Annotated in this window: 19 protein-coding genes and 1 pseudogene; 12 read left to right on the top strand and 8 right to left on the bottom strand. The window is 69.3% G+C overall.

Annotated elements, in window-relative coordinates; translation table 11 throughout:
* Positions 1 to 380 precede the first annotated feature (380 nt).
* The 3 genes from ACYVF6_RS12645 to ACYVF6_RS12635 all read right to left on the bottom strand — a co-directional run bounded on the left by ACYVF6_RS12645 (position 381) and on the right by ACYVF6_RS12635 (position 2603).
* Positions 381 to 917, bottom strand: coding sequence for a tetratricopeptide repeat protein (locus ACYVF6_RS12645; protein WP_460520521.1), 537 nt, complete (start codon positions 915 to 917; stop codon positions 381 to 383).
* Between the two features lie 217 nt (positions 918 to 1134).
* Positions 1135 to 1710, bottom strand: a complete 576-nt coding sequence (locus ACYVF6_RS12640) for a DinB family protein (protein WP_460520519.1) — start codon at positions 1708 to 1710, stop codon at positions 1135 to 1137.
* Positions 1707 to 2603 (bottom strand): LLM class oxidoreductase, encoded by an 897-nt coding sequence (locus ACYVF6_RS12635; RefSeq protein ID WP_460520517.1) that lies wholly within the window; start codon positions 2601 to 2603, stop codon positions 1707 to 1709. The genes ACYVF6_RS12640 and ACYVF6_RS12635 overlap by 4 nt, the downstream gene beginning before the upstream one ends.
* 96 nt (positions 2604 to 2699) lie before the next feature.
* On the opposite strand from ACYVF6_RS12635, the gene ACYVF6_RS12630 reads away from it, so the two are divergent.
* Positions 2700 to 3293, top strand: coding sequence for a TetR/AcrR family transcriptional regulator (locus ACYVF6_RS12630; RefSeq protein ID WP_460520515.1), 594 nt, complete (start codon positions 2700 to 2702; stop codon positions 3291 to 3293).
* A gap of 312 nt (positions 3294 to 3605) precedes the next feature.
* Here ACYVF6_RS12630 and ACYVF6_RS12625 read toward each other — a convergent pair whose 3' ends face one another.
* Both ACYVF6_RS12625 and ACYVF6_RS12620 read right to left on the bottom strand, forming a co-directional pair.
* Complete coding sequence (locus tag ACYVF6_RS12625; protein WP_460520512.1) at positions 3606 to 5000, bottom strand: alpha/beta hydrolase family protein; 1395 nt, start codon at positions 4998 to 5000, stop codon at positions 3606 to 3608.
* 498 nt (positions 5001 to 5498) lie between these two features.
* Positions 5499 to 8714, bottom strand: a complete 3216-nt coding sequence (locus tag ACYVF6_RS12620; RefSeq protein ID WP_460520510.1) for a BTAD domain-containing putative transcriptional regulator — start codon at positions 8712 to 8714, stop codon at positions 5499 to 5501.
* A 102-nt stretch (positions 8715 to 8816) separates the two neighbouring features.
* Here ACYVF6_RS12620 and ACYVF6_RS12615 point away from each other — a divergent pair, with 102 nt between their 5' ends.
* The 4 genes from ACYVF6_RS12615 (at position 8817) to ACYVF6_RS12600 (ending at position 11786) form a co-directional block, all read left to right on the top strand.
* Complete coding sequence (locus ACYVF6_RS12615; protein ID WP_460520508.1) at positions 8817 to 9455, top strand: hemerythrin domain-containing protein; 639 nt, start codon at positions 8817 to 8819, stop codon at positions 9453 to 9455.
* 34 nt (positions 9456 to 9489) lie between these two features.
* Positions 9490 to 9909: a DUF4267 domain-containing protein gene (locus ACYVF6_RS12610; RefSeq protein ID WP_460520506.1), complete on the top strand. Its 420-nt coding sequence runs from the start codon at positions 9490 to 9492 to the stop codon at positions 9907 to 9909.
* 153 nt (positions 9910 to 10062) lie between these two features.
* The gene (locus tag ACYVF6_RS12605; RefSeq protein WP_460520504.1) at positions 10063 to 10563 is read left to right on the top strand and encodes a MarR family winged helix-turn-helix transcriptional regulator; all 501 of its coding nucleotides are present in this window, start codon (positions 10063 to 10065) and stop codon (positions 10561 to 10563) included.
* A complete protein-coding gene (locus tag ACYVF6_RS12600) occupies positions 10560 to 11786 on the top strand; it encodes an epoxide hydrolase family protein (RefSeq protein ID WP_460520502.1) in 1227 nt (408 codons plus the stop codon). Before ACYVF6_RS12605 ends, ACYVF6_RS12600 begins: the two co-directional genes overlap by 4 nt.
* 417 nt (positions 11787 to 12203) lie before the next feature.
* Here ACYVF6_RS12600 and ACYVF6_RS12595 read toward each other — a convergent pair.
* Both ACYVF6_RS12595 and ACYVF6_RS12590 read right to left on the bottom strand, forming a co-directional pair.
* Positions 12204 to 12275 (bottom strand): annotated as a pseudogene (locus ACYVF6_RS12595) (hypothetical protein); the annotation flags it as partial.
* Between the two features lie 409 nt (positions 12276 to 12684).
* The gene (locus ACYVF6_RS12590; protein WP_460520500.1) at positions 12685 to 12888 is read right to left on the bottom strand and encodes a helix-turn-helix domain-containing protein; all 204 of its coding nucleotides are present in this window, start codon (positions 12886 to 12888) and stop codon (positions 12685 to 12687) included.
* A 293-nt stretch (positions 12889 to 13181) separates the two neighbouring features.
* On the opposite strand from ACYVF6_RS12590, the gene ACYVF6_RS12585 reads away from it, so the two are divergent.
* The gene (locus ACYVF6_RS12585; RefSeq protein ID WP_460520498.1) at positions 13182 to 13676 is read left to right on the top strand and encodes a hypothetical protein; all 495 of its coding nucleotides are present in this window, start codon (positions 13182 to 13184) and stop codon (positions 13674 to 13676) included.
* 144 nt (positions 13677 to 13820) lie between these two features.
* The gene (locus tag ACYVF6_RS12580; RefSeq protein ID WP_460520496.1) at positions 13821 to 13994 is read left to right on the top strand and encodes a mycothiol transferase; all 174 of its coding nucleotides are present in this window, start codon (positions 13821 to 13823) and stop codon (positions 13992 to 13994) included.
* Here ACYVF6_RS12580 and ACYVF6_RS12575 read toward each other — a convergent pair.
* A complete protein-coding gene (locus tag ACYVF6_RS12575) occupies positions 13969 to 15153 on the bottom strand; it encodes an MFS transporter (protein WP_460520494.1) in 1185 nt (394 codons plus the stop codon). The two genes, ACYVF6_RS12580 and ACYVF6_RS12575, sit on opposite strands and share 26 nt — an antisense overlap.
* Before the next feature lie 93 nt (positions 15154 to 15246).
* On the opposite strand from ACYVF6_RS12575, the gene ACYVF6_RS12570 reads away from it, so the two are divergent.
* From ACYVF6_RS12570 to ACYVF6_RS12550, 5 genes are all read left to right on the top strand, one after another.
* A complete protein-coding gene (locus ACYVF6_RS12570; protein WP_460520492.1) occupies positions 15247 to 15831 on the top strand; it encodes a helix-turn-helix domain-containing protein in 585 nt (194 codons plus the stop codon).
* A 378-nt stretch (positions 15832 to 16209) separates the two neighbouring features.
* Entirely contained in the window at positions 16210 to 16548 is a 339-nt protein-coding gene (locus ACYVF6_RS12565; RefSeq protein ID WP_460520490.1) for a hypothetical protein, read from the top strand.
* A gap of 50 nt (positions 16549 to 16598) precedes the next feature.
* A complete protein-coding gene (locus ACYVF6_RS12560; RefSeq protein ID WP_460520488.1) occupies positions 16599 to 17510 on the top strand; it encodes a hypothetical protein in 912 nt (303 codons plus the stop codon).
* Positions 17511 to 17809: 299 nt separating this feature from the next.
* Positions 17810 to 18289, top strand: a complete 480-nt coding sequence (locus tag ACYVF6_RS12555) for a carboxymuconolactone decarboxylase family protein (RefSeq protein ID WP_460520486.1) — start codon at positions 17810 to 17812, stop codon at positions 18287 to 18289.
* Between the two features lie 283 nt (positions 18290 to 18572).
* On the top strand, positions 18573 to 19016 hold the full coding sequence (locus ACYVF6_RS12550) for a YybH family protein (protein WP_460520484.1): 444 nt from the start codon (positions 18573 to 18575) through the stop codon (positions 19014 to 19016).
* Positions 19017 to 19079 lie beyond the last annotated feature (63 nt).

Below are 19079 nucleotides of genomic sequence, written 5' to 3'. Positions count from 1 at the left end.
CGTGTACCGCGCGGTGTACGCCCCACCCCTAGCGTCGATTCTCGTCACGAAGACGGTCCGCGAACGAAAGGGGAATCTGACTGCCTCTGGACCCAGACGCACTACAGGGATGGCGGCCGCCGGACCGAGTACGACTACGTCGGCGGTAAGGGCCGGTCGATCAAGCTCGGCTCGCAGGGCTACTACAGCTTCGCGCCTTCCGTCACAGGCGTCTGGGTCCAGGAAGGCCTCGGGAAGAGCGGGAAGTGCGACCAGGGATGGGCCGGCGGCTGGTACTGGATCTGGTAAGCCCCAGCTCCAGGCTCGCGTAGAGACAAGCCAGGACCCGTCCTGATGCGGTGGTTCCGGGACCATGCGCCCGGAACCACCGCATCGTCTTGTCAGCGTCGACGGCCACGAAGTCTGCCGTACGCCTGTTCCGCGTCGGGGTGATCCAGTTCGACGAGAATGTCGGCGGCCTGCCGCCAGGCGTTGATGGCGACGTTCTCCAGGCCGGAATCCTGACAGACGTCACCGAGGCAGGGCAGCACCTGGCTCTCGTAGTAGCGGTCGCCGAACTCCTGGTACAGCTCCAGGGATCGCCGATAGCAGCACATCGCCTGCGCGTACTGGCCGAGGTGGTGATGGGCATACCCGAGCGAGTCGATGGTGAAGGCCTCGCCGACGGGGTCGCCGAGCTCCCGAAACGTCTCCAGTGCCTCGCCGCAGTGAGTCAGAGCCTGCCGGTGTTCGCCATGCTGTGCGTACAACCAGCCGAGCTGGTTGAGCGCGCTGGCGAACCCGCCGCGATGACCGGACTGCCGGTGCAGGTCCACCGACCGCTTGGCGTGAGCCAGCGCTTCCTCGTGGCGGCCCTGGTCCCCGATCAGGACGGCGAACCCGCGTTCGGTGTCCGTCTGTCCAGCGCGATCTCCCACCCGCTCGTAGAGTTCGAGGGCGTGTTCGAGGTGCTGGCGTGACCCGGTTTGCGGCACACCAGCACATCGGGAGATCTTCGGCCATCCAGGTCGAGTTGTCGCTGGCTGAGGCCAGTCCCAACGGGCGCTCTTCAGGATCGTCGATGTCTATCGGCGACAGGCGATCAGCGCCCCGGTCATGGGGCTTCTGGTCGCAGCAGGGGTCCGGGAACCATGATCAGGCCGGGCCGGGTCGCCACTGCGGGTTGCGGCCCGTGGCTGCCAGCACGGCGTCGAAGCCGGACGCTCCCTTCGGTACGGCGACGGGCTGGCCGAACATTCCCATCTCCCGGCCCTTGGGTGCGAACTCCTCCAGCAATGTGCCCAGTTCGCGCACGGTGGTCGCTTCGGGTGTGAAGTCCTGGCCGGTCGCCCGGGCCACGTCCCAGGCGTGCACGGTCAGCTCCAGCAGTTCCATGAGGCCCATTGTGCGCGCCGGGAAGCCCAACCCGGGGTAGATGCCTTCTTCGGCGTCCGGCGCCGCCCACGCGCGGGCGAGGCGCAGGCATTCGTCGGCGAAACGACGTCGCCAGTCACCGTCGAGGTAGTCGGGCGGGTGGGAGAAGTCCGCGCTCTGCTTGGCGGCCAGCGCCTGGCCGCCGACGACGGTGTGAATGAGGTGGTTGAGCAGGTCGCGGACGGTGTACTCGGGGCACGGCGTCGGGTCCCCGAGCCGGTCGTCGAGCACGGCGCGCACCACGGGCGCGGCCGTGCGGGCGGTCGCGTCGATCAGTTCGCTGATGCTCGTGGTCATGGCTTGAGCAGCTCCGCCAGTTCTCGCCACTCGGCCATCGGCAGATCGGCCGGTTGCGTGGTCAACACCTGCAGGCACACGTGGTCGGCGCCCGCGTCCAGGTGCCGGTGTATCCGCTTGTCGACCGCGTCGAGATCGCCGTAGGCCACGATGGCGTCGACCAGCCGGTCGCTGGGCCCGGCCAGGTCGGCGTCGTCGAAGCCGACCCGGCGCATGCTCGCGTTCTGGTACGGGGCAGCGGTGACGTAGACCTCCACGTGGGCCCTGGCGATCTCCCGTGCCTTGTCCAGATCGGTGTTCAGGACCACGGCCTGCTCCACCGCCAGGAAGGCGTCGGGCCCCAGGGCCTGCCGGGCCCGCCGGGTGTGCTCGACGGACACGAAGTAGGGGAGTGCGCCCGCGGCCCGGGTGGCGGCGAGCTCCAGCATCTTGGGCCCGAGCGCGGCCAGGAGCCGCCACGGCGGCGCCGGCGGCGCTACCGAGGTCAGCGGGGCCGCGTCCATCGCGTCGAGGTAGGCCCGCATCGTCTTCACCGCCTGGCCGTACCGGCCGGGGAAGTAGGTGGGCGTGTCACTGGTCCGGTGCCCGCCCAGGCCGAGCAGGTAGCGCCCAGGGAACGCCTCGTTGAGCGCCCGCTCGGCCGCGGCCATGGCGACCGGCTCGCGGACGGCGATGTTCGCGATCCCGGAGGCCACCGCCAGGTGCCGGGTGGCCGACAACAGCAGCCAGGACTGGCTGACGCTGTCGCGGCCGTACGCCTCCCCGACCCACAGCGCCCGATAGCCGAGCTCTTCGAGCTGTGCCGCCGCCTCGCGCGCCCGTGCCGCGGGCTGCCAGTCGAAGGCCATGGTCCAGATCCCGATCCGGCCGAGGTCAAGCCGTCCGTCGTTCACATTCGACTCCCTGCCTGGACAGATCCGGAGAGGTTCTCCGGATACTTCCGGCTATCATACGGAGAACCTCTCCGAATTGCACCTCCAGGGATGCCGATGGGAACACGGCCCATGCGCGCCGACGCCCGCCGCAACCGCGACCGGCTGGTCGCGATCGCGGCCGGCGTGATCGCCGAAGAAGGACCGGACGCGTCGCTGAACGAGATCGCCCGCCTGGCCGGGGTCGGGCCCGGGACGCTGTATCGGCACTTTCCGACCCGCGACGAGCTGCTGATCGCGGTGTTCCGGGACCGGATCGAGACGTTGTGCGCCAAGGCAAGCGAGTTCGCGGCCGACAACGCGCCCGGTGAGGCGCTGGCGGCGTGGCTGCACGCCATGCTCGCCCACGCCCTGACCGACCGTGGCCTCGCAGCCACCATGGCGATCAAGGAGTCCAAGTCCGGCTTCGACTGCTCGGCGATGCTGCACTCGGCCGCCTCGGGCCTGCTCACCCGAGCGCAGCAGGCGGCGGCCATACGGCCCGATCTCGAGGTCGACGATTTGTTCCAGCTCGTCATCGGCATCGCCTCGGCCACCGGGGACCATCGGCAGGCCGCCCGCCTGCTCGGCTTCACCCTCGACGGGCTGCGCCAGACAGACGACCGCGACCGGCCGGCCACCGATGCCCCCCTGCAGGCAAGCGGTCCCTAACCGAGCCCCCGCAGGAGGGTCGCGAATGGCCCGCCGTCGCGCGTCCCGGCTCAGGTCCGGCAACGGGCCCAACGCCACGCGGGCGCCGGGCTGTGATTCGGCGATCTCGGCTGCATGCCGACCACCGGTGCCAGCCGGCCGTCATCGGCGGGCGCCACGAGTAGATCCAGATCCACGTTCGCCGGGCGGCCGCAACCGTCTCCGTCTCCGGCGCCTTGCGGGCTGTGCGATCACGGCGAGATGTTGGCCGCGTGGAAGCTGTACCGCGAGCACCCGTCCTGGGCTGTCGAGCGCTGATTGTTACTGCGTGGCTTACGGTGCGAGTGGGCCCCAGAACAGCGCCCATGGAATGAACAGCGCGGCCGCGGCCATCAGCACAGTCAGCCGTACGCGGGACGCACCGGCAACCCCGTGGCGGTTGCGCCACCACGCGACGGCTGTCCACACGGTCGCCGCAACGGTCACGACCGTCAGCGCTTGCACTACTCGCCACGGTATTGGCCCGCCCGCGACCGTTGGACCGATCACCATCGCGCCGGTCATCAGCACGAACAGCAGGTAGCCCATCGTTCCGACAACGGCGGCCAGGCCGGTGGCGGCCAGTATCCGTGCCGGCGCCCGTACTGCTGGCGCACCACGCCGGCCGGCAAGCCGCTGGACCGCCGCCACCACCGGGTACTCGGCGAATCCGATCAGCATCAGTAAAGCCGCGCCGAGCACCAGCCAGGCGTTCAACGGCGCCAGCGGGTGGCTGGTCGATGCTTGTCGTGGCGCAGGTTGGGTGTTGGTGGCGGGCGGGTCGTCTGCCAGGTCGGCGACCCACGCGGCAACTACGTCGGACGCGCCCGGGGTTGGCGTCGGGTCATGGTCGAAGCCGTTGTCGTGCGTGACGTGGATGTCGTGATCACCGGGCAGGAATCGGATCGTGTCGTGGGTGTTGCCGCCCTGCTCCAGCGCCCGCCGGATGATCGCCGAACTCTCCTCAGGCGCGGCCACCCGGTCCCGGGAACCCCACAGCAGCAGTACCGGCTGGTGAACGTGTCGCCAAGCCGGCACCGGGTTGTAGTGCGCCTCCGGGAACAGGCGCGTCGCGACCGCCAGCCGCAGGGCCTTTCCCGCCGCGGACACCAGCGACCCGGACACGCCGGCATGCCGCAAGTACTGCTCGTTCGACCAGGCGGTCTGCCGGGCCGGGGTCAGACCGGCAGCGCCGACGGTGATCACGTACTTGACCGCGTCGGACTCGGCGGCGGCCAGCGACACCGCCCAGGCTCCTTCGCTGCGCCCCCACAGCCCGATCCGGTCAGGATCGACGTCGGGTCGTGCCCGCAGTACGCGCAGCGCGGCCAGCGCGTCATCACCCAGAACTGCATAGTCGCGGTGGAACATCGAGTAGCCGACGGTCCGCTTGTCATAGATGAGCGTGACGATGCCGCGCCGCGCGTACTCCTCTGCCTCTGCACGCAGGTCGTCCCGGGTGTGCTTCGGTCCGTGCGCGGCGTTGGTCGCCCCGCCGACCATGACCAGCCCGGGCCGGCGAGCACTGACCGACCCGGGCGGTACCAGGATGCTGCCGTGCAGCCGCACACCACCAGAACCGGCGAACGACACCTCGTCATCGGCCGGCGCCGCGGTTGCCGGCGCCGCAGCGCCCAGAATCCCGGCCAGCAACCCGACAGCGGCCAGCGAGATTCCAACAAGTCGCATGGTGACGACCCTGCCGAAGGGCACGGCACCTGTCCATCCGGGAAGTCACCGGTTCCCGGTGGGGTAACCCCTACCGGAGCCCGAGGCCCGGGGAAACCCGTTGTCCTACTTCCTGCTGAAGCCGCGTCCGGCTGGAGAGCCTGTGGCAGCCACGCCGACCTCGCCCCTGACGGCAAACGTCAGCCTCCCAGAAGGGAGCGCCATGCGTACGTTCGCCGTGTGGGGCGCGGACCTCGATCGCCGTGGCCTGGTCGCTGTGGGCGCTTTGCTGGGTGATGAGCAGGTGGGAGTTGGCCGTGTTGGGCCAGCGCTGGTTGCGGTAGGCGAGGTAGCGCTGGATGGCCTGCTGGGTCAGTGGGCGATGTTGCGGTGGTTTCCGGACAGCACGGCCAGTCTGCTGGCGCGGTAGGTCGGGGTGCCCGCCTCGTCGGCTATCGGAGCTGTCGGAATGCCGTGTAGAAGGCTCAAGCTGCAGACGTGCGGCGCCGCGGGCAGAGGCTAGGCGGGCCTTCGCAACCGTGCCTCGGCGGCCCAGTGGGGCGCGTTCCATTGGTCGGCGATGGTGGCGGCCTGGGTGAAGTGGGCGGCGGCCTCGTGTTCGCGGCCGAGGAGGACGGCAAGCTCGCCGAGGACGTGGGCGACCGGGCACAGCGCCACCGACAGGCTCGTGGCGCCTGCCGGAGGGCCGTCGCGGTGCGGAAGCAGTGTCTCGTAGATCTCCTCGGCGGCGTCGCGGTCGTTCATGGCGACGATGGCCATCGCGCGCAACGTTGTGAAGAAGGTGAAGAAGGAGTCGGGGCGGATCGGGCTGGGTGACGCGCGGACCTCGCGGGCTTCGGCGTCCAGGCCGCCTGCGTGGAGGGCGAGCGCGAGCAGGTCGGTGCCCATGGGGGCGAGCACGGCGTGGACGGTGCGCACGTCGTCCAGGTGCGCCCCGAGCGTGCCGTCGTTCAGCCAGATCGTGGCCAGGGCGAGGTGGAGAAAGCTCGTGGCGTGCATCGATCCGGCGCGCCGCATGCCCTCGTCGGCCTTGAGGTAGAGGCGTTCGGCGTCGGCGAATCGGCCTTCGATGAGTGCCATGGTCGCCAGCTTGATCTCGGCGACGGCGATCGCCTCGCGCATTCGGTAGGCGCGCGCGAGGTCCAGGGCCTCGGTAATCACCCGGTGCGCGGTCACCGGGTCGTTAGCCTCGGCGGCGACGCGGGCAAGGTTGTGCAGCCCGGCGACGCGGTAGATCGGCAGGTCGTGCTCGGTACCGATTTCCACGAGCTCCCGGCTGATCTCGGCGTCGACATGGACTCTGGCCAGGGCATCAAGAGCCGCGGCGCGGAGCCGGGGTCCGGTGGCGAGGTCGAGTGCCTCCCGCGCTGCCTCCAGGACGGTCGGGTCGTCCTCACCGACCAGTTCGTGTGCGTACACCGTCAGGAGTCGGGACCGCACCGAAGGGGGCAGTTCGCGCTTGAGCAGGCGGCCCAGGCGGTCAACGATGGACCGGTCCACCGTGCCGTACGTGCGGACCTGCCAGGGGGTCGGCTCTGTCCACGCGGTGAACGCGGCGATCATCAGGTCGTCGCGGCCAAGGGACTCCGCGTACTCCACGGCTTCGCGGCGTGTCTCGCGGGCGGCTCCGACGGCTCCTGCCCGGACCTGCGCGCGCAACAGCCTGCCGAGCAACTCGACGCGTTCGTCCGGTCCGGTCGCGTTGGAGACCGCGTCGGCGAGGAGACCGGCCGCCACGTCGTGGGCGTAGCGGGCCTCGGCGAGCTCGGCGGCCTGGATGCAGTAGCCGACGGCCTTCGGTGACCCGGCGTGTGCGTAGTGATGGGCCAGGGCCGCGATGTCACCGGTGCCTTCCAATGCCTGGGCGATGCGAGCGTGCATGCGAGTCGCCCGCAGCCGGCTGACGTCGGCGACGAGGGTATCGCGAACCAGCGCGTGAACAAACCGGACCCGCCCGGGTGCGGGCTCGCTCAGCAATCCGGCGATCACGCCCGCGTCCAGCGCGTCCAGCACGCCGTCCTCGTCGGTGTCGGCAGCCTTCACGAGGACGTCCACCGAGCTTTCCCGGCCCGCGACCGCGGCCAGCCGCAGCACGGCTACGCCTCCCTCGGGCAGCCGTGCGAGGCGGCGCCGCAGCACGTCCCGTACGCCTTCGGGGACCTCGGAGAGGGCGACCAGCGCGCCCTCGCCGTTCAGCAGCCGGGCGCTTTCGCGCACGTAGAACGGGTTGCCGCCGGTGCGCTCGGCGATCCCGGCGATGGTCTCCTCGTCGGTATCGCATTCGGCCCGTACGAGCTCCGCGACGGCCTCGTCGTTCAGCCCCGGCAGCGCCAGGCGGAGGGGCGTGGCGCGCGCGAGGGAAGCCAGCGTTTCGGTGAGGTGCCCGCTCTCTTCCGCGCGGTATGCGGCGACGACCAGGATCGGGGCCCGCAGGCAGAGGCCGCCCCCGAGCATTTCCAGCGTGGCGGCGTCCGCCCAGTGCAGATCGTCGAGCAGGACAGCGACCGGGCGTTTCGTGGCGACCGCCGCGAGCCATGTCCACACGGCTTGGCGCAGCCGGAACCGTCCGGCGGTGGCGTCGGCGTTCAGCGGCTCGGTGTCGGTGAGCAGCGGCGCGACGGCATCTGCGAGCTCGCCGGGTGACGTGGTCGCGGCGACGGCTCTCAGTGCCTCGGTCCACGCCCAGGCGGGCGGCGCGCCGTCGACCTCGGGGCAGTGGCCGACGGCGAGCAGCCATCCGTCCCGTTCGAGCCGCCTGCCGAGGTGTTCCAGCAGCGTCGACTTGCCGAGCCCGGCCTCGCCGGTGACCAAGGCGATGCGGGCGCCGTCGGTGGCGGCCTCGGCGGCGGCCGTGACCAGTGCCGACAGCTGTGCCTCGCGTCCGACGAACGGCGCCTTCACGATCGGAGCCGACAGTGGCAGCGGTGCGGCCGGCGGTGGCGGGGGCACGGTGTCGCGCATGACGTCCGTGCGCTGGGTGAGGATCGCCTCCTCCAATGCCGCCAGGTCCGGGCCAGGGTCGAGCCCGAGTTCCTCGGCGAGAATGCCGCGGGCGCGGCGAAGCGTCGCCAGCGCGTCGGCTTGGCGGCCGCTGCTCCACAGTGCCAGGGCGTGCAGCCGCCAGCCTTCCTCGCGGAAGGGCTCGTCGCGGGTGAGCCGCTCGGCCTCGGAAACGACCGCGGCGGGGTCGCCGATGCGCAAACCCGCTGCGACGTGCAGTTCGGTGGCGACCAGGCGCAGCTCGTTCAGCCGGGCCGTCTCGGCGGCGGCCCACGGCTCGTCGGCGACCTCGGCGAACGCCGGTCCTTGCCACAGTCCGAGCGCATCGGCGAGGTGTGCCCGGGAGGCGCGCGGGTCGGTGTCCGCACGAGCCTGGTCGAGCAGGTCCTCGAACCGCCACGCGTCGACCGACTCCGGCGGCACCCGCAGCGCGTAACCGGGCGCCGCGCTCACCAGTAGCCGGGCCGGCGTGCGCGGCGGACGTCCAGGCTCCAGCAGCCGGCGCAGGTTGGACACGTAGGCCTGCAAGGACATCAGCGCCCGCGCGGGTGGCTCCCCGCGCCACAGATCCTCGATCATCCGGTCGACGGGCACGACCTGCCCACGCGCGGCCACCAGCAAGGCCAGCACGCCCCGCTGCCGGGGCCCGCCGAGGTGGACGGCCTCACCGTTCACCTCGGTCGCGAACGCGCCCAGCACCCGGACGAACACCATGGTCCGCATCGTACGTAGACGCGGGTTCCAAGTCGGTTCCAAGTCCCCTCCAAGTGCCCGGGGCAGCCTGGACACGTCGCAACCGATGAAGGGCAGGAACAGATGAGCGTCAACACCCAGGAGATGGAGATCGTCCACCGCGTGCTCCGCCGCGAGTCACGGCTGCTGGTGGAGCTCGTCGCCGCCGTCACCCCGGGTGACACCGCTCGCGCCAAGGTGATCGCCGGCCACTTCCGCGTCTACCGCATGGGCCTGCACAACCATCACGAGGGCGAGGACGAGCTGCTGTGGCCGCCGCTCCTTTCCCGGGTGGACCTGGAGGCCGACATCGTCCTGCGCATGCAGGCCCAGCACGAACGCATCGCGGCCACCCTGACCGGGCTGGACGCCGCGGTCCCCGCCTGGGAGGCCACCGCGGGCGCCGACGAGCGCGATGCCCTCGTAGCCGCCCTGACCGAGCACCGCGCGGTCCTGCTGGAACACCTCGACGACGAGGAGGCCACCCTTCTCCCGCTCGCGGCCAGGCACATCACCGAACAGGAGTGGGCCTCCCTGGGCGACCACCTGGTGAACAACACCCCCAAGCTCACCCTGCTCACTCTCCTGGGCGCCGTCCTGGAAGACGCGAGCCCGGCCGAGCGCGCCATCGTCCTCCGCGGCCTCCCTGCCCCGGCCCGCGTCATCTGGCACGTCATCGGGCGCCCCCGCTACGCCCTCCACATCCACCGTGTCCGCGGCTGAATCCTGCCAAGTCTGAACATCAAGGAGAAGAACCATGTCGCTGAAGATCCTCACCACCGTCCTTGCCGCCGTCTGCGTCCTGTTCACCCTCTACCTCGGGATGTCCTTCGTCCTGCCCCTCGAGACGTCCTTCCCGGGCCTGCCGCACTGGCCCTCTGGCGACGGCGGCGTCAACATCGTGAAGGGCAGCCGGGAGATCGCGATGGGCCTGGCCATGGGCGTCCTGCTGGTGACGGGCCACCGCCGTGCCCTGGGCTGGGTTCTGCTGATGGTGGCCGTCGCCCCGTTCGGCGACATGATCAATGTCCTGGCCCATCACGGCTCGATGGCCGCCGCGTTGGGCATCCACGGCCTGACCTCGGCGCTGATCGCGGTCACGGGCCTGCTGTTCCTCCGCGAGACCAGCAAGGCCCAGGAGGCCGTCGCCCCAGCACCCGCCACGCAATCCGCCTGACGTCTGCACGTCCGAAGGGCGTCGGCGACCCCAGAGCAGCAGAGGTCAGGGAAAGGTCGGACGGGCTACGGGCACAGCAGCCTGCTGACGCACGCGCTGTTCGATCGGCAGCGTGTCCGGCCTCAGTACATCGAAACTTGATATAATTTCCGCATGGGCCGTGAACTGGTAGGCGGAGTGCTCGATGTCGATCGCCTGGCAACGGTGATCGAGGACTTCAACACGATGTTCATCCGGCTCGCGTCGGTGCAGAGGCTGAACTTCTCGACGCTGTCGGTGCTCCACAGCCTCTCGCGTGGAGGGCCGATGCGGCTGACTGACCTGCTGGCGACCGAGCAGATCAAACAGCCGGCTCTGACCAGCCTGGTCTCGAAGCTGGAAGCGGCCGGCTTGGTGTCTCGGCGGCCCGATCCAAGCGACGGCCGTGCGGCGCTGCTCTCGCTGACCTCAGCAGGCGAGATGGTCGTCCAGTCCCGGCACGCCGACCGAGTAACAAAACTGGCGCGGCTGACCGACCGACTCGACGACCACGACCGCGCAGTACTCGCAGACGCCCAAGAGGTGCTGTCGCGGCTGGTTGCCATCGCCAACGACGCACCCACTGAGCCGCCAAGCGGTTCACAGGTCCGACCACACGCGAGGAGAAGGACGTGACCGGATTTCCCCTGGAGCCCACCCCGATCCATGTGTCCGACGAGGTCCTCGATGACCTGCGCGCCCGTCTCACACTGACTCGTCCGCCGCTGGACCAGGGGAACGAGGACTGGTCCTACGGCGTCCCGGCCAGCTACCTCTGTGAGCTGGTCGCCTACTGGCGCGGCGGCTACAACTGGCGCAAGGCCGAGGCCGCCATCAACGCCTACGAGCACTACCAGGTGAGCGTCGCCGGTGTCCCGCTGCACTTCATGCGCAAGCCCGGTCGCGGCCCCCGCCCGATCCCGTTGATCCTCACCCACGGCTGGCCGTGGACGTTCTGGCACTGGTCGAAGGTGATCGACCCACTCGCCGACCCGGCCAGGTTCGGCGGTGACCCCGCCGACGCGTTCGACGTCATCGTGCCGTCCCTGCCCGGCTTCGGTTTCCCTGGCCCGCTCACCGGCTTTCCGGACGTCAACTTCTGGAAGGTCGCCGACCTCTGGCACACCCTGATGACCGAGACCCTGGGATATGAGAAGTACGCCGCCGGGGGCTGCGACATCGGCGCGATCGTCTCCAGCCAGCTCGGCCACAAGTACGCCGACGAGCTGTACGGCATCCACATCGGCTCCGGGCGGCCGCTGGACTTCCTCACCGGCCCCCGCGCCTGGGACTTCGCCCGGAATCGGCCCCTCACCGACGACCAGCCCGCCGACGTCCGCGCCCGGATCATCGAGCTGGACCACCACTTCGCGGTCCATCTCGCCGTGCACATGCTCGACGGCGCCACCCTGGCCCACGGGCTGAGCGACTCACCCGCCGGACTGCTCGCCTGGCTGCTGGAGCGCTGGAACGCCTGGAGCGACAACGGCGGCGACGTCGAGTCCGTCTTCACCAAGGACGACCTGCTCACCCACGCCGTGATCTACTGGGTGAACAACTCCATCGCCACGTCGATGCGCTACTACGCCAACGCCAACCGCTACCCATGGGCCCCCGCCCACGACCGCACCCCGGTCGTGCAGGCCCCGGTCGGCCTCACCTTGGTCACCTACGAGAACCCGCCCGGCATCCACACCGCCGACGAACGCGTTCGCGCGTTCAGGAACGGCCCCCAAGCCGATTGGTTCAACCACATCAACGTCAACGCCCACGACCACGGCGGCCACTTCGTCCCATGGGAGAATCCCGACGCCTGGGTCAGCGACCTGCGCCGCACCTTCCACGGACGCAGGCCCTGAGCCACGGCTCCGACGGTGCTCGTCCCCGAAAGGCCAGCAGACATAACGAAACGCTCGTGATTGCTCGATCACCTCGAACGGTTTGGCCACCGCATCTTCGCTGGTCTCCGGCACCGGTGGACATGAGGCCGATTCCGCTGGTCGTGGCCTGGCCGTCGCCGACCGGCGTTCCCGATCGCGGCGGGCGTTGCGGGTGGTGGCCGTGGCGGTGTCGGTGATCTCGCGCATCCGTTCCACCATCGTGAACAGCGCGTTCTCGTCGACCTCAGCGCGGCCCTGCTCGCGTAGCCGGGCGACGGCGGCTTGCTGCTCCCACATGCTGATCGGTGGCCGCGACAGCGTCCGATACGGCACCTCCAGGTACACGGTGCCGTCCGGGCCGAGCGCCCAGATCCGGCTGATGTCGCGCGGGTCGCGGCGCAGCACGAACTTCCCCAGCCGTTCCCGGCGGGCGATCCACGGCTTGAGGGCGTCGCAGTAGTACTGCACGTGATCGAGCTGGAACCCGGTGCGGGACAGGGAACGGCGGATCACTGGCAGGAAGTCCACCAGGAACGCCGTCTCGTTGGTGACCGTCACCGGCGTCCCGTGCTCGGCGACCAGGTCGGCCCACACACCGGCCGGGGTACGGCTTAGCCCGTCGTGGACCTGGCCGTGGTAGCAGGCCACGGCCAGCGCCAGCCACTGCGGCAACTCGGTCAGGGTCAGCACCGCGCGGCCGTCGCTGTCGTAGCTGCCGCGCTGGGCGGTGTTGGAGAAGGTGGAGCCCGGCAACTCGTCGGGTCCAGCATCTCGATTCGACGCAACACCGTTCCCCGTGACGGCACCCGCAGCCCACGTGCCCGGCACTGCCGCGCGATCTCCCGGCACACCGCTGCCACCGAACGGCGCTGCCGGGTCAGATACCGCGCGCGCAGCACGTCCCGCACGATTGCCTCGACCTCGTCCGGCAACCGGGCACCAGCCCGGCCGCCGCTGGACCGGCCGGGCAAAGGTCGGAAGTCATCCCCTCGCCTGCCCGCCACCGGCTGACCAGCGCGTACACCTGACGGCGGGAAATGCCCAGTTCAGCGGCAGCCTCGTCAACGGCCGCCAAGCCCACCGTGTCCTACCCGGCCAACCCGCCGATCACCTCGGCACGCCGCACTGCCGCGTCCCACCTCGGGCTAGGCGCGGTCAGCACACCACGCTCGACCACCGTCTCCTCGGCCAAACCGGACCCCCGCCGTGCACACGATCATGATCGACGTGACCGTAGTGCAGACGACTTCAGTACAACGCGATGACCCGAACTCCTCTGCACGCCGCAACAAACGCCCAGCTCAGCCGTGCACACGACTTCGGACATTCACAAATCCGCCGACGGCTGTCAACGATTTCGTTTACGCTCCTTGGATGACCGACACCAAGCGCATCTCCGGCTACTACGAGTCCGATCGCCTCGAGATCCGAGAACGCCTGGACCGGTTCCGTGCGGAGGACGTCCGCGACGACCAGTACGCCAGCGCCGCCGAACTCGTACGCGAGGTGGTGCGGATGCTGACGCGCAAGCAGCGCGTCGTCGAGGGCGAGGACCCCGAGGAGGTCTACCGGCCGTTGCGCCAGTACGACCAGGCCACCCCCGACGACCTGACCGCCGAGGACTTCGCCGCGGCGCTCAAGCTGATCCCGATCCTGCAGGACGATCTGGAAAGCGACGAACGGCGCCTGATCGAAGCCGCCCGCGATTCCGGCATGAGCTGGGGTCAACTCGCCGCAGCCCTCGGTCGCAGCTCCAGGCAAGCGATGTTCCAGCGGTACAAGCGGCTCGGCGGCCGCCGCACCTGGACCGACGACACCAAGACCAGCCAAGCCACCCTGTCCACCGACGAGGACCACACCTCGGGCTGATCGTTTGGGTTTCGGCTGCCTCGGCCCAACGCCGGAACCAGTTGTGCAGCAGAGCCATTGCGGCGAGCAGGTCATCGCCCAGCCTGGTTAGCCGGACCGCCTCGTGGTCATGGACAAGGTGCGCCAGTCCTGCCTGCCCTACCAATGCCTGGTCCAAGCCCAACTGGACGCTGCCAACGCGCTGGCGCACAGGGCCGGTTGACCACACCCCCGATGGAGAAGCGATGGATCCTCGCGCACCTGGTCGAGGAGCTGGCCCGGTACGCCGGCCATGCCGAATTTCTGCGCGAGCTCACCGATGGCTCGACGGGCCGATAGCCATACGTCGGCGGTCCAGCAGGATGAGGGGGATCACTGCTGTGGCGAGGGCGGCTCCGATCCAGGACACGACGGTGATCGGGGCACCGTGGGTCAGGGCCGCGCTGGCGAGGACCGGCGTGAGGCTGATGCCGAGCTGGAACGCCGACACGGTGGTCGCGCCCGCCAGGGTCGGGGCGTCGCCCGCGATGGCGAAGACGCGCCCGTAGATCGCGGGGTTGAGGACGAACGCGACGACGCCGAGCAGGAACACGATCGGCACCAGTGCCCACGCGTGCTCCACGAGCGCCACCAGCAGCACGGAGAGCGCGGCGATCCCGGACCCTCCGGCCAGCAACACACGATGCGGGCGCCGGTCGGCGATCCGTCCGCCGATGGACAGTCCGAGGTACGCGCCCACGCCGAAGCTCGCCAGGACGGCTGGGATCCAGGCCTCCGGAATCGCGGTGATGTCGGTGAGCATCGCCGCGAGGAAGTTGAACGAGATCATGTACGCCGCCGTGCTCAGGATCGTGACAGCGTAGATCGTCCAGAGCCGCGGCCTCCGCATCGTCGCCAGTTCTCGTCGCACGCTTCGGTTGGCGACCCCCGCCTCGGTTGCCGGAAGACCGGCCACGCAGGCGATCGCCCCGGCCAGCGTGAGCGCGACGACAGCCCAGAAGCCGCCACGCCACTGGGTGAACTGACTCAGCAACGTGCCCGCCGGGCCGCCAGCGACCATGGCCACGCCGAGGCCGCTGACCACGACGCCGGAAGCGCGAGCGTTGCGGTCGGGCGTCACCAGGCTGATCGCGGTCACCGAGGCGACGGCGAAGAAGCCGGCGTAGGCCAGCCCGGCCACGAACCTGGCCAGGAGCAGCACCCAGTAGTCGCTGAGGAGACCGATCGCCACAGCGCCGGCGAAGACCAGCTGGGTGACCAGCAGCGCGGTACGACGCGGCCACCGCACGCTCAGCACGGCGAACGGCGGCCCTCCGACCACGACGCCGACGGCGAACGCGGTGATCAGTGCTCCCGCGGACGACAGCGAGACCTCCAAGTCGTCGGCGACCGAAAGGAGCACGCCGGCGAGCAGGAACTCCGCGCTGCCCATCGCGAACAGGCTGAACGCCAGCAGATACACACCGATCGGGAGCGCGCTGTCCCGTTGTTCTTTCATCGGTAACCACCTCCGGCTGGAAGGTTCCGTGCCGGCACCCGGTTTCATCAACAGTTGTTGCTGAAACCGGGATGAGGTGCTCCACTGGACGGCATGGACGACCAGCCGGCGGTCGCCGCCGCCATCGACCAGATCGCTCCACGGCTGCGACGGGCCCGCGAGAAACGCGGGGTGACGCTCGCGGAGGTCTCCCGTAGCACGGGCATCTCCACCAGCACGCTGTCCAGGCTGGAGTCCGGGCAGCGTAGGCCGAGCCTGGAGTTGCTGCTGCCGATCACGGCGATGCTCGGCCTGCGCCTGGACGAGATCGTGTCCGCACCGCGGATCCTCGACCCGCGCGTGCCGCAGACACCCACAGACATCGGTGGCAGGGTCCTGATCCCGCTCAGCCGCCAGCAGGGCGAGCCACGTGCGTACAAGCAGATCATCCCGGCCGACGACGGCGAGGAGCTTCGCCTGCGAACCCATGACGGCTACGAATGGCTCTACGTCCTGAGCGGCCGGCTACGCGTCAGGCTCGGCGACCAGGAGTTCGTGATGGGTGCCGGTGAGGTCGCGGAGTTCGACTGCCATACGCCGCACTGGTTCGGCGCCGCCGGCCGTCGTCCGGTCGAGTTGCTCAGCCTCTTCGGCAAACAGGGCGAACGGATCCACGTCCGGGCCCGCCCTCGAACCTAGGCCGCGGTGATGGTGAACGTCGCTGTGCGTACGACGCCGCAGGCCCGCAAGGTGGTTTGCTCGCGGCAGTCGTGGGCGGGCTCTTGGCGGTCGGCCTGATCACCACGGGCCAGGCGATGAGTTGGGGCGCACATGCCGGCAATTCTCGCCTCAATTTGTCATTCGTCTTACGGCGACCATGCGGTGCTAATTGGCGCTTTATCGCAGTTCAGCACATCGGTTTCCTTACGCGGAATCGGTTACGCGGAGGATTCGGCATCCATGAACACCGCGGAGTAGTAGCTTGGTTCTGTCGCTCTGGACCTCGGTGGTGTGATGCGTCGCGGCAATCGCCGGCGCACACGACGTGCCGAGGTCTTTTTGCTGAAAGGAACGGCAGTGAAACCCTTCGCCGGCGGCCTGTTGGTCGCCGCGCTGGCGGCAGGTTCACTCCTCGCGAGTGCGCCCGCGTCGGCGGTCTCCCTCACTCAGAAGACCGAGTTCCGCTCGGTCCACCAATCCGCCACGGTCGAGCCCCCGGTCCTCAGCGATGCGTGGTACACCTGCGGCGACGAGGGCGCGGCCGTCTCCGTCGAGCTGCGTAACCCCAACCAGGTAGAGCTGTCCTACCAGATCCAGCTGTCAGCGGGGGACGTACAGGAGGCCCAGGCCGTGACGCTGGCCCCCAGGCTGCCGAGGTCCGTGCGTTCGGCGGTATCCCCAACAGCAGATACCTGATCCAGGTCCTCAGTGCCGAGGGAAACGTCGTCGCTCAAACCCAGGGACGGGTGAAGTGCCCCGCCACCGACACCTGCCAAGCCACGGCACTGCCGACGCTCGGCCACCAGCGCACCGAAGTGGTCGACGGCGACCCGACCGGCCGGTATCTGCTGGGCTCGGCGTCCACCTTCGAGCAGACAGATTACGTCTATAGCGTCCTGGTCTGGGCGAGCGGACAGCCGCGTCTGCTCGACACCAAACCGCTGCGACCGTACGTCGAAATCAGACCGACGGGGATCAACCGGCACGGCGCGATCACGGGGTACAGGCATGGAGCCCCCACTGCGTTCCAAGACCCTTGGCTGTACCGCAACGGCAAGTTCACCATCCTCCCCGAGCTCACCCCCAACGACGACACAGGGACCGAGGCCATCAACTCTCGGGGCGACGTGATCGGAAACTCACAGCAGGGCCTGGTGTGGCCGGCGAACCGGCCGGGAACGCTGCGGGTGCTGACCGTTCCCGGGCAGTCCGTTCGGGCCTACGCCTTGGACATCGATGATGACGGCACTGTCCTCGGCATCCTCGGCGGAATCCCTGGTGGAATTCCGTACATCTGGCCGCCACACGGGGCGCCATACCCGCTCAGCGTGCCGCCGGGCTTCAACCTGGAGGACACCAACGTGGCCGCCATCCGCAACGGCTGGGTCGCCGGCTACGGGCAGGAGGGCAACCGCCTGGTCGGCCTGCGCTGGAACCTCCGCCGTCACACTGTGGAGAGAACCTCCACCGACTATCCGCTGGCGCTGTCGGTCAACCGCCACGGCACCATCGGCGCGGTCGGCGCCATCCTCCACCGCGACGGACGTACCGTCCCGCTCGGCTACGACGCCAGACCAGTCGCCGTCACCGACCGCGGCACGGCCGCCGGCAACACCGCCGAATTCGGCGGCCAGCCGGTGATCTGGACCGGATGCTGAACCAGCTGTCACCAACCGGCGCGGCGCTCACCGCCGGGACGAGAAGCGCTCGGGCCGCCGTGTCGGGCCGCTGCGAGCATCCCGGTCATGCGGATACGTGGATCGGCTGCGCAGTGTGACCGTAGGAATGGCAGGGCGCGTTCGTCGCCGGCAAGGTCCAGTCATGTGACGGATTCGCGGCCTGTTGGCCGCTGGTTACGGTGACCGCGTGGGGACGGACCCGGACGATCCGTGGACATCGCGCGGCCGGCGCGTTGTGTGTGACAACTGACAAGTGGGAGTGCACGATGGCTACTCGTTTGAACCTGTTCAGCGACCCGACCTCGACCGCGGCCCAGTCCGCGAAGCACTTTGGTTCGGCGAGCAAGGTGATCTTGGATGATTCGACGCTGCCGGCGGTGACCCAGAGGCTGGTGCTGTTGCGTACGAGCCAGATCAACGGCGACGGATATGGCACTGATGTGTGGAGCAAGCTTGCAGCGCAGGCCGGCGAGACCTCGGCCCGCATCAGCATGGTCGCGGCCTGGCGCGAGTCGACGGTGTTCACCGATGCCGAGCGCGCCGCCCTGGAACTGGCCGAGCAGGGCACCCGCGTTGCCGATGCCGCCGGCGGCGTCACCGATGAGGCCTGGCAGGACGCCGTCAAGTACTACGACGAGGGGCAACTTGCCGATCTGGTGATGCTCGTCGCCCTCATGAACGCCACCAACCGGATGTCCGTCATCGTCAAGCAGCGCGGCGGCGACTTTCAGCCCGGCCAGCCCGGCCAGCCCGCCTAGCACTCTGCCGTCAGCAAGGAGCCCAGCGACACCATGACCACTGACTCGTTCATGGCATCCGTGAACGCCGCGATCATCTACTACAGCGCCACTGGTGGGCAAGCCCTACGGCACCTCCCACGTAAGTGGCGATGGTTCACCTGGCGAGGTGGCCTTGCAGGCGGACCGGCTACCAGGCTCGGCGCGCCGTTGAGACCGCGGCCGCACTCAAGGCCGGGCGTGCGGCCTGACCCGGGCGGGCCACGACAGGACAGGACACCAATGAGGAGAAGAGGAAACAGTCATGGCCGCCAACAACGCGGAGACCGCCCGGGCGGACGTCATGGCGGTGCTGGACCGCCGGGTCGAGGCCTGCCGGGCCAGGGATATCGACCGACTCATGTTCCTGTACTCACCCGGCATCGTCTACTTCGACATCATCCCGCCGCACCAGTTCACCGGCGCCGACGCGGTCCGCAAGAACTTCCTGAGGTGGTTCGATGAGTACCAGGGCGACATCGGACTGGAGACCCACCACCTGAGCCTCGCGGTGAGCGGCGACGTGGCCTTCGCGCACATGCTTCATCCTGACAGCGGGACTCGCAGGAGCGGGCAGAATGTCGTGGTGTGGGTGCGCTCGACGGTGTGCCTGCAGCGAAGCGATGACCGATGGCTGATCACCCACGAGCACATCTCGTTCCCGATCAACCCCGGCGACTGGAGCGCGGTGGTTGACGCAACGCCCTAGCGCAGCCCGGCACGGCTGAGGTGCGTGCCACTATCTCTGGCAAGGAGCTGACACTGAATGACA

The sequence above is a fragment of the Flindersiella endophytica genome (genome assembly GCF_054779015.1).
This window is presented reverse-complemented; position numbering and strand designations above follow the sequence as displayed.

Coding starts and splice junctions, on each gene's coding strand:
- ACYVF6_RS12640 (WP_460520519.1), bottom strand. CDS start 1,710: ATGACCACGAGCATCAGCGAACTGATCGACGCGACCGCCCGCACGGCC.
- ACYVF6_RS12630 (WP_460520515.1), top strand. CDS start 2,700: ATGGGAACACGGCCCATGCGCGCCGACGCCCGCCGCAACCGCGACCGG.
- ACYVF6_RS12625 (WP_460520512.1), bottom strand. CDS start 5,000: ATGCGACTTGTTGGAATCTCGCTGGCCGCTGTCGGGTTGCTGGCCGGG.
- ACYVF6_RS12620 (WP_460520510.1), bottom strand. CDS start 8,714: ATGGTGTTCGTCCGGGTGCTGGGCGCGTTCGCGACCGAGGTGAACGGT.
- ACYVF6_RS12615 (WP_460520508.1), top strand. CDS start 8,817: ATGAGCGTCAACACCCAGGAGATGGAGATCGTCCACCGCGTGCTCCGC.
- ACYVF6_RS12610 (WP_460520506.1), top strand. CDS start 9,490: ATGTCGCTGAAGATCCTCACCACCGTCCTTGCCGCCGTCTGCGTCCTG.
- ACYVF6_RS12605 (WP_460520504.1), top strand. CDS start 10,063: ATGGGCCGTGAACTGGTAGGCGGAGTGCTCGATGTCGATCGCCTGGCA.
- ACYVF6_RS12585 (WP_460520498.1), top strand. CDS start 13,182: ATGACCGACACCAAGCGCATCTCCGGCTACTACGAGTCCGATCGCCTC.
- ACYVF6_RS12580 (WP_460520496.1), top strand. CDS start 13,821: ATGCCTGGTCCAAGCCCAACTGGACGCTGCCAACGCGCTGGCGCACAG.
- ACYVF6_RS12575 (WP_460520494.1), bottom strand. CDS start 15,153: ATGAAAGAACAACGGGACAGCGCGCTCCCGATCGGTGTGTATCTGCTG.
- ACYVF6_RS12570 (WP_460520492.1), top strand. CDS start 15,247: ATGGACGACCAGCCGGCGGTCGCCGCCGCCATCGACCAGATCGCTCCA.
- ACYVF6_RS12550 (WP_460520484.1), top strand. CDS start 18,573: ATGGCCGCCAACAACGCGGAGACCGCCCGGGCGGACGTCATGGCGGTG.